Source organism: Winogradskyella marina, assembly GCF_015645385.1.
Taxonomy (GTDB): domain Bacteria; phylum Bacteroidota; class Bacteroidia; order Flavobacteriales; family Flavobacteriaceae; genus Winogradskyella; species Winogradskyella marina.
Genome location: NZ_JADOET010000002.1, coordinates 374,172 through 388,799 on the forward strand (window position 1 = coordinate 374,172; position 14,628 = coordinate 388,799).

General features: G+C 35.5%; 8 protein-coding genes. 3 read left to right on the forward strand and 5 right to left on the reverse strand.

Annotated elements, in window-relative coordinates; all coding sequences use genetic code 11:
- Position 1: 1 nt before the first annotated feature.
- Positions 2-1,444, forward strand: coding sequence for a pyruvate kinase (pyk, locus tag ITJ86_RS04820; RefSeq protein WP_195870471.1), 1,443 nt, complete (start codon positions 2-4; stop codon positions 1,442-1,444).
- Positions 1,445-1,466: 22 nt separating this feature from the next.
- Here pyk and dinB read toward each other — a convergent pair whose 3' ends face one another.
- Positions 1,467-2,570, reverse strand: a complete 1,104-nt coding sequence (gene dinB, locus ITJ86_RS04825) for a DNA polymerase IV (RefSeq protein WP_195870472.1) — start codon at positions 2,568-2,570, stop codon at positions 1,467-1,469.
- Positions 2,571-2,659: 89 nt separating this feature from the next.
- On the opposite strand from dinB, the gene ITJ86_RS04830 reads away from it, so the two are divergent.
- Entirely contained in the window at positions 2,660-3,127 is a 468-nt protein-coding gene (locus tag ITJ86_RS04830; RefSeq protein WP_195870473.1) for a CYTH domain-containing protein, read from the forward strand.
- Between the two features lie 58 nt (positions 3,128-3,185).
- Here the strand turns inward: ITJ86_RS04830 and ITJ86_RS04835 are convergent, their stop codons facing one another.
- The 4 genes from ITJ86_RS04835 to ITJ86_RS04850 form a co-directional block, all read right to left on the reverse strand.
- Positions 3,186-5,093 carry an OmpA family protein gene (locus tag ITJ86_RS04835; protein WP_195870474.1) on the reverse strand — a complete coding sequence of 636 codons (1,908 nt, stop codon included), beginning with the start codon at positions 5,091-5,093 and terminating at the stop codon, positions 3,186-3,188.
- Positions 5,094-5,114: 21 nt separating this feature from the next.
- On the reverse strand, positions 5,115-6,023 hold the full coding sequence (locus tag ITJ86_RS04840; protein WP_195870475.1) for a PorP/SprF family type IX secretion system membrane protein: 909 nt from the start codon (positions 6,021-6,023) through the stop codon (positions 5,115-5,117).
- A 26-nt stretch (positions 6,024-6,049) separates the two neighbouring features.
- On the reverse strand, positions 6,050-12,145 hold the full coding sequence (locus tag ITJ86_RS04845; RefSeq protein WP_195870476.1) for a fibronectin type III domain-containing protein: 6,096 nt from the start codon (positions 12,143-12,145) through the stop codon (positions 6,050-6,052).
- Between the two features lie 223 nt (positions 12,146-12,368).
- The gene (locus ITJ86_RS04850; protein ID WP_195870477.1) at positions 12,369-13,319 is read right to left on the reverse strand and encodes an endonuclease/exonuclease/phosphatase family protein; all 951 of its coding nucleotides are present in this window, start codon (positions 13,317-13,319) and stop codon (positions 12,369-12,371) included.
- A gap of 72 nt (positions 13,320-13,391) precedes the next feature.
- Here ITJ86_RS04850 and hflX point away from each other — a divergent pair, with 72 nt between their 5' ends.
- On the forward strand, positions 13,392-14,603 hold the full coding sequence (gene hflX / locus ITJ86_RS04855; protein WP_195870478.1) for a GTPase HflX: 1,212 nt from the start codon (positions 13,392-13,394) through the stop codon (positions 14,601-14,603).
- Positions 14,604-14,628 lie beyond the last annotated feature (25 nt).

Here is a 14,628-nt window from a genome sequence, read left to right on the forward strand (position 1 = left end):
AATGTCAATAAACAAGAAAACAAAAATAGTAGCAACTTTAGGACCTGCAACAAGTACAAAAGAAGTATTAAAAGCAATGCTAGATGAAGGTTGTAATGTATTTAGAATTAACTTCTCTCATGCCGATTATAAAGACGTTGAAGAACGTATAAAAATGATTAGAGAGCTTAATGAAGAGTTTGGTTATAACGCTTCAATTTTAGGAGATCTTCAAGGACCTAAATTAAGAGTAGGTACCATGAAAGGTGAAGTGGTTGTAAATGAAGGTGACGAAATTATTTTTGCAACAGGTAAACGTTTCGAAGGCACTAAAGAACGTGTTTACATGACCTATGATAATTTTCCACAAGATGCACAACCAGGTGAACGCATCCTATTAGATGATGGAAAATTAATTTTTGAAGTTGTTTCTACAGACAAAGTTTCTGAAGTTAAAGCACGAGTTATTCAAGGAGGTCCTTTAAAATCTAAGAAAGGAGTTAACCTTCCAAATACTAATATTTCACAACCAGCATTAACTGAAAAAGATATTGAAGATGCCATTTTTGCGATTAGTCAAAAGGTAGATTGGATGGCCTTATCGTTTGTACGACACGCAGAAGATTTAATGCAATTAGAGGAATTAATAAGTGAGCATAGTGATTATAAAATTCCAATAATAGCTAAAATTGAAAAGCCAGAAGCGGTTGAAAATATCGATAAAATTGTTGCGTATTGTGATGGTTTAATGGTTGCGCGTGGTGATTTGGGTGTAGAAATTCCTGCTGAAGAAGTGCCATTAATACAAAAACAACTCGTTTTAAGAGCTAAACGTGCGAGAATTCCGGTAATTATTGCCACCCAAATGATGGAAACAATGATTACAAGTTTAACTCCAACACGTGCAGAGGTTAATGATGTAGCCAATTCTGTGATGGATGGAGCTGATGCTGTTATGTTATCTGGAGAGACTTCGGTTGGGCAATATCCAGTACAAGTTATTCGCCAAATGTCGAATATAATTCGTAGTGTAGAAGATTCACCATTAATTGAAGTGCCACAATCTCCTCCACATATTCGTACGAAGCGTTATATAACAAAAGCTATTTGTTTCCACGCAGCAAACATGGCCAATGAAATAAGTGCTAAAGCAATTTCTACATTAACGAACAGTGGTTATACTGCTTTTCAGATTTCGGCATGGAGGCCATCTGCTCATATTTTAGTGTTTACATCAAACAAACGTATACTAACACAACTAAATCTTCTTTGGGGAGTTACAGCGTTTTACTACGACAAATTTGTAAGTACAGACGAAACTATTGAGGATGTGAATAGAATTGCGTGTAAAAAAGGCTATTTAGAAGTTGGTGACATGTTAATTAGTTTAGCGGCAATGCCAATACAAGATAAAGGTATGGTAAATACGTTACGAGTTTCTGAAATAGAGAATTGTAGTTTTTAGACCATATTTGTAGAGGAACTAATTAAAACTTAAACTGTAATTGTACACTTACAGTGTTTTCTTTTAAAGGTTCAGTTTTTTGTGGCTTAGTATTTAAATTAGACATTGAAATACCTAAAAGCCTAACTGAATTATTTAAAGTGTTTTGATATAACAAATCTTTAGCTGTTTCTAGTATTATAGCCTTATCGCGCACAAAATAAGCCAAGGTTTTACTTCGTGTTTGCAAGGTAAAGTCGCTATACTTTATTTTTAAGGTAATGGTTTTGCCTGAAACATTGTTTTTATGTAAGCGTTTAGATACTTCTTCTGCGATATGCTCTAGTTTTTCGAGCATAAAAATTTCAGAAGAAAGGTTTTCATTAAACGTGCGTTCTGCAGCTAAAGATTTACGTATTCTATTTGGTCGGACTTCACTATTGTGTATACCTCTAACGACGTGGTAATAGTAGCTTCCTGATTTTCCGAAATGGTCTTCTAAGTAGTCCAAAGATTTTGCTTTTAAATCTTTACCAGTAAAGATGCCCTTTAGATACATTTTTTCAGCTGTGACTTTTCCGACACCATAAAATTTACGAATGTCTAAATCTGCTAAAAATTGAAGCACATCTTCTGGGTTTACCGTATGTTGCCCATTGGGTTTGTTATAATCGCAAGCCACTTTAGCAATAAACTTATTGATAGATATGCCTGCAGAAGCCGTTAAGCCAACTTCTCTAAAAATGCGCTGTCTTATCTCTTCTGCAATTAAAGATGCGCTAGGGAAGCCTAATTTGTTTTCTGTAACATCTAAATAAGCTTCGTCTAAAGATAAGGGTTCAACTAACTCTGTATAGTCAAAAAATATGTTACGTATGCGTTTAGAAATTTCTGTATAACGTTCAAAATCTGTTTTTACAAAAATAAGTTCAGGACATAATTTTATAGCTAAACGACCAGACATGGCGCTTTTTACACCAAATTTTCGTGCTTCATAACTTGCAGCACTAACGACTCCACGTGTTCCACCACCTCCAACAGCAATTGGTTTACCTTTAAGGTCAGGATTATCCATCTGTGCTACGGAGGCGTAAAATGCATCCATATCCACATGAATTATCTTTCTTATTGGTAAATCATTAATCATAATGTAAATTTATGAATTCCTACGGTTGCCGGAATATCAAATTGAATATTAATACGTAAATAAGTCGTCTTGCTTAGCAAGAATTAAGGATGATAGAAATAGAACGAAAATTTTTAGTGAATTCAGAAGCTTTTAAAACAGAAGCTTACAATAGCTATGCTATAAAACAAGGTTTTTTAAATAGTGATAAAGAGCGAACGGTACGCGTACGATTAAAAAAAGAGGTTGGTTATATAACCGTTAAGGGTAAAAGTACTTCCAATGGTTTATCGCGTTTTGAATGGGAAAAAGAAATTACAATTACAGAAGCTGAATCCCTTTTAAAGTTGTGTGAGCAAGGTATTATTGATAAAACACGTTACGAAGTAAAATTTGGAAATCACACTTTTGAAATCGATGAATTTTATGGTGATAATGAAGGCTTAGTTATAGCTGAGGTAGAATTAAACTCAGAATCCGAAAGTTTTAAAAGGCCAAACTGGTTAGGTAAAGAGGTGACTGGTGATCCTAAATATTACAATTCGCAATTGAGTAAAAAGGCTTATAATAAATGGTAAAAGAAAAAGCCTATTCGTTTTAAAGAATAGGCTTTTTAATTTTTATGTGAACTAGAGCTTATTCAGCTGTATCACTAACTATAATAAACTCTGAACGTCTGTTTTCTGCATGCTGTTCTTTAGTACAACCTGAACTACAATTTACTTTAGGCTCAGTTTCTCCTTTACCTTCTCCAGAAATACGAGATTCATCGATACCTTTAGAAATTATATACTGAACGGTAGTTTTTGCTCTACGATCAGAAAGTGCTGCATTGTACGAATCTGAACCTCTATTATCTGTATGAGAGGTAGCATTTATAACCATGTCTGGATATTTCGTCATGATTTGAACTAATTTATCTAATTCAAAAGCTGCTTGAGCAGTAATGTTTGATTCATCAAATTCGAAGAAGATTGGTGCTAAATCAATACTTTCAGGAAGAATTAATTTTTCGATTGGATCTAATGAAATTTGAACATTATTTTCTTCCTCGTTAGAACCTGCGACTTGTACTTTCTTGCTATCAAAACCGTCCATTACAACTTCAAGTTCAGAATTCTCGTCACATTCTACCATAAACTCTGCAACACCGTCTTCATTTGTTGTTTTTGAAACAACTTTATTTCCTTCTGCATCAAATAACGAAACAGTGGCACCACTAAGAGGCTCACGTGTTGTGTCATCTAAAACAGTTGCGATGGTTAAAACATCACAAAGCGGTTGTAGTTTTTTAAATTCATACACATCATCACTACCTTTTCCACCGGCTCTATTTGATGAAACAAATCCTTCATCGTTTTCTTCATCAATAATAAAAGCAAAATCATCTGCATTACTGTTTATAGGAATACCAACATTTCTAATAGGTGCCATTTTACCATCAATTTCTTTGGTGTAAAAGACGTCTAATCCACCAAGACCTAAATGTCCAGTAGATGAAAAATATAGTGTGTTATTACTACTAATATAAGGGAACATTTCTTGACCTTCGGTATTTACTTTCTGGCCTAAGTTCACAGGTTCACCAATGGTACCGTCAGCGTTTATTTCAGCTTTGTAAATATCAAACTCTCCAAAACCACCTGGCATATTTGATGCGAAGTATAACGTTTTTCCATCTGCACTTACTGATGGGTTTTTAACCGAATAGTTTTCGCTATTTATGGCTAAACTTTCTACCATATCCCAGTCATCACCTAACTTAGTTGCTTTAAAAAGATATAATTGACTAATTTTTGCACTAGAGGTAGAGTCCTTTTCAAAATCTTTTTCGTAATAACTCTCTCTTGAAAAATACATGGTTTTATTATCTGGTGTGAAGGAAACTAAACCTTCGTGATATCTTGTATTTATGGTGTTGTTAGCTAATTCTGCTTCTTGAAAGGTCCCATCAGTATTTTTTGAAATCGTATAGATATCTAAAAAAGGTTGGTCGTTCCATCCGTAGGTCTTACGGCTGTCATTTCTACCAGAAGTTATATATAGCTTACCATCATTCATTGTACCACCAAAATCAGATTGCTCAGAATTGAACTCAGCATTTTGTACGTTAAACTTTTTACCTTGTTCTAATATTTTAGGAAGATAATCAGGGTTTTTTCTATAAGCCGTAGCTCTATCATCTGAAGGGCGCAATGTCGCAAATCTGTCCATTTGTTGGTTAGATTCGTCATATTTACCATTGGCTTTAAGCATTTGCGAGTACCTGTAAACCATTTCTGGGTTATCTGAAGTTTCTAATGCTTTAGCATACCAACGTTCAGCTGCTTCTGTATTAAAAATGTTATAATAACTTTCTGCAAGTTGACCGTAAACATAAGCATCTGCTTTACCATTTTCTACGAGCTTATTGTAGTTTTCTGCGGCTTTTACAAATTCGTAGCGGGCAAATTGTTTATCTGCTTTTTTGGTGTCTTTGTTTTGAGCAGTTAGGCAAAAACCACTCATCAACGTAAGTAATAATATTGTATTAAAGTTTTTCATAATTGTTTTTAGCTTAACTGATTAAAAGTATCTAGGTGAACGGGAAATTCGTTTCGGGAAATTAAGATCAAATAATAACATGATCTCGTGTGATGCTGGCGCGTATGCTTTAATATCTGAAGTGATAGCATCATAGGCATAACCAATCCTTATTGAAGGTGTTACAGCAAAATTAACTAAACCAGAAAAAGAATCATCTAATCGATATGAAGCTCCTATTTCAAATTTCTTATAGAATCTTGCATTTAAATTGACATCAAAAGATGTTGGCGCATCAAATGCAGACTTTACCATCACAGATGGTTTTAGCTCTGTATTTGGTGAAAGATCGAACACATAACCACCAGTTAAGAAATAGTGCTGTGTTTCAGATCCTATTTTATTCCCATCAGCATCTAAATGAACTGATGATAACAAGTTAGGTGCAGATAAGGATAGGTAATATTTATCTGTATAATAAAAGAATCCTGCTCCGATATTAGGAGTTGTTGTATTGATGTCTTGCGCAAAAAATGGATCTGTGTTATCCACTACAGCTACTCCAGAATTTAAGCCAATATCATGAAATGTAGCACCTGCTTTTACACCAAAAGCTAATCTGTGTTCACCACCTAACTGTAAGGTATAGGAAAGATCTACATAAGCATTAGTTTCTTTAACCGGTCCAATATGGTCTGAAATAAGAGATAATCCTAATCCAAGGTTACTTCCAATCGGTGCATGGCCGAATAGTGTTCCTGTTTCTGGTCCACCATCAATTTTTGTCCATTGATTTCTGTATAATAGACCAAAAGATAAATTTTCTCTTGAGCCTGCATAAGCAGGATTAACTAAATTCATATTATACATGTACTGTGTGTACTGCGGGTCTTGTTGCCCATGCATTTGAAATGCTAATAGCAAAACAGCTATAATAGAGAGTTTTTTCATTATAATAAGTTGATTTTTTTGTTTGATTATCTGTTAATATATACCCAAGCACTTTTTGTTTTGGTGCCACCTTCGTATTCAACTGTATAGAAATAGGTTCCTACTGGTAACTCTTCACCATCGTTGGATTGTCCTACCCATTCATCTGTGTAATTATTTTTTGAATAAACTAATGTTCCATATCTATTAAATATTTCAAGTTTAGTAACATCAAAACTCTTTAAGTCAAATGTATCATTCTGACCTGGTGAAACACCTGGAGAAATACCTTCTGGGAAAATACAAGACTCAGCTTCTTCAACGTCAATTGATATAGGTGCACTAGAACACCCACTTTCATTAAATGTAATTGTTGCTGTATACTCACCTGCAAAAAGTACAGTACTTAAGGTGGTTCCACTTCCATCTATTGGATCACCATCTAAAGACCAGCTTATAGAAACGTCTGATTCCGTAAAGTTAGAAGGCGTAATACCAATTGTAATTGGCACCGTTGCTGATGGACATACGATATAGTTATATTGATCATCAAATTCAGCCAATGGTACTATATTCACTTCTAATGCAAAAGAAGTGGTCTGGTAACAGCCAGTATCTGGATCTTCTGCTCTTACATAAATAGTTTCTCCACTACTCGTATAAGGACTAGACAAAGCACCAGATGCGGCTTCCGCATTGTCTAATGACGTATAATAAGAAATAATCATACCCTCGTCATTAGTAACCTCACTATTTATAGAAACTAAATCAAATTCTGTTTCACCGTCTACCACACCATCTAAATCATCACATACAATTAAGTCTTCTGGTTGATTGATTTCTGGTCTAGGGTTAACGATTAACTCTACTTCAGATATTTCTCTACATCCTAAATACTCTGGGTCTTCAGCAGCATTTTCATCTTCTATTCTAATGATTAATGTTTCTCCACTTGAATCATATTGAGAAGCTACAGGGTTTATGGCTTGAGATGCATCAGCTTCATTCAAATGATAGGTAACTTTAAAGCCTTCTAGTCCAAGTGACGCAGTAAACGCATCTAAATCAAATGTTTCTGTTCCGTCTGCTTCAGGTCCATCACATGCTGTAAGTGTCTGTGGTTCTAATGGCTCTGGATCCTCATATAAATTCACAATTACGATTTGAGATAAAGCAGAAGAACCACACTGATTATCAGTAGCTAAAACTTGGTAGTTGGTTGCTCCCAGTCCAAATCCTTCGGGTGTTACTGTTAGTGAGCTAGAGTTTTCATTAGGAATTAGAAAACCGTCTTCATACCACTCATATTCATCAGCAAATGGTGAGCTTGTAGTAATAGTCACAGAATCGAAACCACAAACTGACACTTCATCGATTTCAGTTGGATCATTATCTGGGTCTATAAGAACTTCATCACTAACAATCTCAGCAGAGATTTCAGCTTCAATAGATCCATCATCTGGGCTACCTCCATTAGTTTGCTCTATTGTAATTGTACCTGGTTGGTTTCCAAAATTTGAAACAAGTAAGATGTAGACTTCACCTTCTAAGGCGTTGTCTATTGTAAGTGTTTCTACAGAGGCTGCTGACCAACTACAATCGGCAATGTTTCCATAAGGATAAAATTCTGGTGCGTATGGAATTCCAGGACAATCACTTGGATCTGGACACCCTAAATCTAAATTGTTACAAGACTCTTCAACAGACTCAAAAGGACCCCAAAGTGCATAATCAACATCCAAACCGTCACCATCATCATCTACTTGAGATATTGTGATTTCAATTTCCCCAGGATTACCAATTTGAATGGTGTTCCACGTTGGGTTTTGAGCTGAAGTTAAACATGCTATTGGTCCTTCAGAAGGAATGCCAAAAACACTAGCTGCTTCTAAAGCTCCTCCGTCCGAACAGAAATTTTCTGCATTTTCACATACGGTATTGGTAGGTGCAGGTCGTATACAAAGGTCAAATGTAGCCGTTTCTAATTGACTACCTCCACTAAATACTCTTACATAATAGGTTGAACCTACAGTTAAAGAAGGTGTTATACTTGCTTCGTTGTCTGAACAATATAATTCAGTTAAAGATCCACAAGCTCCTTCGTAAACGGCGTGGTCTATATTGGCTCCACCAGTAACGTTCAGTATTGAAATGAGTTGAACGTCACTTAATGCTGTGAACTCAAACCAAACATCATCATTTGGTGTCCCTGTACAAGAACTGTCTGGTACATTAGAAGGTGTTGCAGCTAAAATTGTACCTGAGGTTACTTCATCACAACCACCAAACTCATTAACTACTGCAGTAATTGCCCCTTCACATTCATCATTACTTGGAGGACAAGCTAAAACTTCGAAAGTACTACTGCTAACAACACAATTATTATCTTGTTCATTAGTAACAAATACCTTAACAGCAGTTCCAAAAGCAAAAGGACCCGCTTGATAAGTACCAACTTCTGATACTTGTTCAGTCTCACTATTAAAATCATTTGAAATTTGTATAGTGTCAGCATCTCCTAAACTTGTGATATCAACATCTATAAAAAATTGGTCATTTTCGCAGTCTGGTGAAGTTGCAAAGCTAGCTTCAGGCAGTGTACACATTAATTCTTGCACGTTAACTGTAAAGTCCATAGTTATACCCCAAGACCCATTATAACATGGCTCAGGATCAGCAAAATCGGTTCCTACAATACGCATTCTATGTTCCCCAATAGGTGCCGTTAATGGCATTAGAAAAGAGGTGTCAAACATATGAAAACCATCGGCAAAATTTCCACCAGCAGATTCACCTTGAAAAACGAGTTCTGTATCATCAAAAACTAAATCGTCATTAAAATCAATCCAAATAGCAGTGTTATAAGTTATGGTATGTCCAAATTCTATTAAAACATTAGTATTTAGACCTTGAAAAACATTAACAACAGGTGATGTGTTATTTTCATAGTTTATATCACCAGGACTTGGAAAGTCAGTAAAGCCAACTGTAACATTATTTACGCCATTGCCATCGTTAGATGATGGTATAGACTCACAATATCCAGTAAAGAACTGGAATGGTCCGTTAAAAGAACTTTCATCTCCTGAGCTACAAATGGCTTGTACATAAAACTCATAACTGGTGTCTGCTGTTAAACCAGATAAGATGTATGGGTTAGTATCAATGTCAGTTAAATCTATTCCGTCTCCTAGTGTAAAACCAGCTTCACCATATTGTATATTCCAAGTCGTTGCTGTGCCACTTTCTGTCCAGCTTAATTCAGTCGAAGTTAAACTTAGGTTGGTCGCAGTTAAATCTGTTGGTTCAGGACACGTTGGAATACCTCGTACTCTAAAGTTATCAACAAATATGTCGTTATCGGCACTATCATCTACAGTACCACTAGTTGCATAAAATGCAAATTGTACTATCTGACCACTGTATGCTGTTAAATCTATCACAGGATGATCTCCATTAGGAGCTGTAGCGGATGTGTTATCATAAGTTATTAGAGAAGACCATGTTGTGCCATTATCAGTAGATATTAAGAATTCTACGACATCATCAGAACCTAAAGTTCCTGCAGTAGTACTTCCCCATGTTGTAATACCAAAATCAAACTCTACTTGAAAAGGACCACCTGTTAAATCAAATTGCGGTGTTAAAATCCAATCGTTAAATGGATCACCAAAGAATGGTGCGTAAATATTTATTTTATATGCTCCTGTACTTCCATCATTAAGAAATCCATCAACAGTCCATGAACTAAGTCCTAAATCTGTAGGACCAGTTGTTAAGTCACCATTATCGGCTTCATCCCAACATTCAGGTGGAACCGTAGCGGTAACATTAGCGAAGTTTTCAATATAATCAGGAGTAAAGACATCACATAAGGTTGTAAAGCTAATTGGACCTGTAAAGACACTTGACTCGCCACCACAGTCTGATTGTACATAAAAATCGTATGAGGCAACTGGGTCCAAGCCAGTAGCTATATAAGGGTTAGAAACGTTTGTATCTGTAGGTGTACCTGTTGGTGTTTCTCCAGATTCTACTATTTCTACATTCCAAATCGTAGAAGTTCCTGCTTCGGTCCATGATAACTGCGCTCCTTCAGAAGTTATATTTGTTACGGCTAAATCATTTGGTTCTGGACAGTTTGGTACTGCTCTTACTTGAAAATTATCTACAAACACATCGTTATCTCCACCTGAAGTAGTACCACCTGTTGCATAAAATGCAAATTGAACTATATCACCACTATAAGCAGATAAATTCACAACAGGATGCGCACCATTTGCTGGTAACACTGATGAGGAATCATAAGATAATAATGATGTCCATGTAGCTCCATTATCATTAGATATTAAGAACTCTACGAGGTCGTCTGAACCTAGAGTCCCTGGATTATCATTACCCCATTGTGTAATCCCAAAATCAAATTCTACTTGAAAAGGATCACCTGTTAAATCAAATTGTGGTGTTAAAAGCCAATCGTTTAAAAATGTACCAAATACGTTTATTTTATATGCACCTGTTGTACCGTCATTGAGAAAACCATCAACAGTCCATGAACTAAGTCCTAAATCTGTAGGGCCAGTGGTTAGATCACCATTATCGGCTTCATCCCAACATTCAGGCGGAACAGTATCCGTAAGGTCTGTAAAGTCTTCTAGATAATCTGGAATAATGACATCACATAATGTCGTAAAGGTAAATGGCCCTGACCATGCGCTTAGTTCGCTACCACAGTTAGCTTGAACATAATAATCGTAACTTGTTAAAGCATCTAAACCACTTACTGTATATGGATTTGTAACATCACTTTCCGTTGGTGTGCCTGTTGGCTCTGTACCAGAAGGTACAACTTCAATATTCCATTGCGATACAGCTCCGACTTGAGTCCAACTAAGTTCTGCAGAATCTGCTCCAATTCCATTAGTTGTTAATGCATTAGGAGGAATACAGTTTGGTGCTGCTGTAACATTTATAGTAAAGTCCATTGTAACTCCCCAAGCACCGCTGTAACACGGGTCTGGTGACGTTGCTGTTTGAGCTAAATCTGCAGTACCAATTCTCATATTATAAACACCTAAAGGAACATCTGGCATTAAAAATGAAGCGTTAAACACTGTTGGATTCGCTGCTTCACTTGTACCTTGAAAAACTATTTCTGTTTCGTTGTCATATACTAAGTCATTGTTAAAGTCTATCCAAACATTTGTGTTATATGTTGGTCCTGTAGTAAAAGTAATTTGTAAATTAGAAGTAACCTGAGCAGCTAAATCTACAGTCGGTGAAGTAAAATCTTCATAAGTTATTTCATCTCCCCCCGAAGTAAACGTCTCAGTACCTAAGATAACTTGACCTATACCATCACCATCAGTTGAAGATGGTATTGATTCACAAAGACCTGTATAAAACGTAAATGGACCAGCCCATTCGCTTAATCCATCGTCAGTGCCACAATCTGCTTGATAATATACATAATACTCTGTGTTCGGAGTTAAACCTGCTAAGGAAGTTTCAGCAGTACCTGCGACAACGGCTGAAGCTTCTTCTTCACCATTGCCAGGTGTGAAATCTGAGCCACTGTTATATTCAACATTCCAATTAGTTTCAGAAAAGCCTGCTGTCCATTCTAAATCTACTTCAGTAGTTGTTAACGTTGTCGTCATCATGCTTGAAGGTGTAATACATGTTGGACTTTCAAAAAGTGTTACAACAATATTAGACCAATCGGCATCCGACCCATCGTACTCTTGATTAGGGGTAATTTCTAGAAAACCATCTGTTGTTGGATCGTATCCAGCAGGTAACTCACCTTCAAAGGTAAGTGTTGTGTCATTACTATTGAAGCCTCCACCAGTGCTTGGCTCCTCTAAAAACACATCTCCAGCGGATGTAGACACTGTAAGTTGTGCCTCATTATTGTATGGAAATCCATCTCCTTCAGTCCAATCAGCTGATACTATAAATGACAAGTATGATCCAGAAGAGGATGCTGGAACCCCAGCTGTGTTCGCTATATCATTTACGTTAATAGGAATATTTTCCCCAGAAACGACTGATGTTGGTCCTTGAATTGCGGGAAATTCATATTGAGCGCTAGCAGAAATACAAAATCCTAGCATGATTAAGAATAGAGTAATTTTTTTCATTATTAATCGGTTTGTTAAATTGTTTATTTTGTTTATAATCCTTTGATTATAAAGTGATTTGTTAGTTTTTGAGAAAATTTTTGATGTGTTTCGCAAAGCTACCGCTGGTTTAGACGATTTCACAATGCAAACCCGAATATATAAAAAATGACTATTAACATGTTGTTAACACTGGTAAAATAGATTAACTACAGTATTAATCGATAAATGGTTTGGATATTTCTTAAGAAGATTTTAATTGAATAAAAACAGGAAAATGATCACTATAGCCTCCTTTATATTTTAGGCCTACGTAAGTGCGAAATGGTTGTCCTTTATATTTGCTTTTATATTGCTCCAGAAATTTGCTTTTAAATACTTGAGCATCACTAAAACTTAAATTTGAATTATTGGTGTCAAAAAAATTAGTGGAGAATAATATTTGATCGAAGAGATTCCATTGAAAATTATAGCTTAAACTGCCATTGTCACGAGACCAAACTGTTTTAAAAGGGTTATAAAGACTACTTTCTTTTTCGAGAATTTCTAAACTTTTACAATTGGGATTGTCATTAAAATCTCCCATTACAATAATTTTCGTTTCTGGGTTTTCACTTTTTAGATTTTTAATAATAGAGTTAACCACGTTTGCTGCTGCGATACGCTTAACCTCAGATTCCTTTACTCCTTCTCTTCGCGAGGGCCAATGATTCACAATAATATGTACTTGTTCGTTGTGTAATTCACCCTGCACTAAAAGTATATCTCTCGTATAATCTCGTTGTCCACGTTCATTTTGAAGATATACAGAAAAAGTTTCAGAATAGTGTACGCTAAAAAAATCGGTTTTATAGAGTAAGGCGACATCTATTCCGCGTTCATCTAAAGAATCATAGTGCACATAATCGTAGTTTTCGTCTTTTAAATTTTTACTATGTATTAAGTCTGAAAGTACTTTTTGATTTTCAACTTCAGCCAAACCAACTAAAACAGGTGCAACCTCAGTGTCATCTTTACCAATCTTAGAAATGGCTGTGCCTAACTTCATTAATTTATTTTGATAACGTTTAATAGTCCATCGTTTTGCAGAAGTTGGTAAAAAATCGTCATCATTTGTTAACGGATCGTTTTCTATGTCAAATAAATTTTCGATATTATAAAATGCAATGGAGTAATAGTCTAAAGTTTTTTTCATAGGATTAAATATAGGTTTTTAAAATATTATTAGGACGAATCCATTTGCTTAACTTTGTACTTTAATGAATTTATGATAGAGAAAAAAGATATAGAATTAGAAAAAGCAGTACTCATTGGTGTTATAACACAAGATCAAGATGAAGAAAAATCCAAGGAGTACTTAGACGAATTAGAGTTTTTAACCTTTACTGCAGGTGGTGAGGTGATAAAACGCTACACTCAAAAAATGACTATGCCAAATCCAAAAACCTTTATAGGAACTGGAAAAATGCAAGAAGTCACCAATTTTGTAAAAGAAAATGATATTGGTACTGTGATTTTTGATGATGAGTTATCACCTGCCCAAGAACGAAATATTAGCAAAATTCTAGATTGTAAAATTCTCGATAGAACTAACCTTATCCTAGATATTTTTGCTCAGCGTGCACAAACTAGTTATGCCAGAACACAAGTAGAATTGGCACAATGTGAATACTTATTACCTCGACTAAAAGGCATGTGGACACACCTTGAACGTCAAAAAGGAGGTATTGGAATGCGTGGACCTGGTGAAACAGAAATTGAAACAGATAGACGTATTGTTCGAGATAAGATAGCCTTACTAAAAGCTAAAATAAAAACGATAGATAAACAACAAGCTGTACAACGCGGTAATCGCGGTAAAATGGTACGAGTAGCCTTAGTTGGTTATACCAATGTTGGAAAATCTACGTTAATGAATGTGATTAGTAAAAGTGAGGTGTTTGCAGAAAATAAATTATTCGCAACCTTAGATACTACAGTTCGAAAAGTGGTTATTGGCAACTTACCGTTTTTAATGAGTGATACGGTTGGGTTTATTAGAAAATTACCAACACAATTGGTAGAATCTTTTAAGAGTACTTTAGATGAAGTTAGAGAAGCCGATTTGTTGCTTCATGTCGTAGATATTTCTCATACTAATTTTGAAGAACACATTGATTCTGTAAATCAGATTTTAGACGAAATTGACAGTAAGGGGAAACCAACTATCATGGTTTTTAATAAGATTGATGCTTATGAAGCAGAACCTTTTGATGAGGACGATTTGGTAGAAGAACGGACTAAAGCCAATTATACCATTGAAGAATGGAAAAAAACGTGGATGTCTAGATTAGATGGAAATGCGTTGTTCATTTCGGCATTAAATAAAGAGAACATGGACGAATTTAGAAAACGAGTTTATGAGGAAGTGAGAGAAATCCATGTAACGCGTTTTCCATACAATCATTTTCTATATCCAGACGTTGAAGATATAGAATAAATAAAAGACATTAGACCGCTTTGCT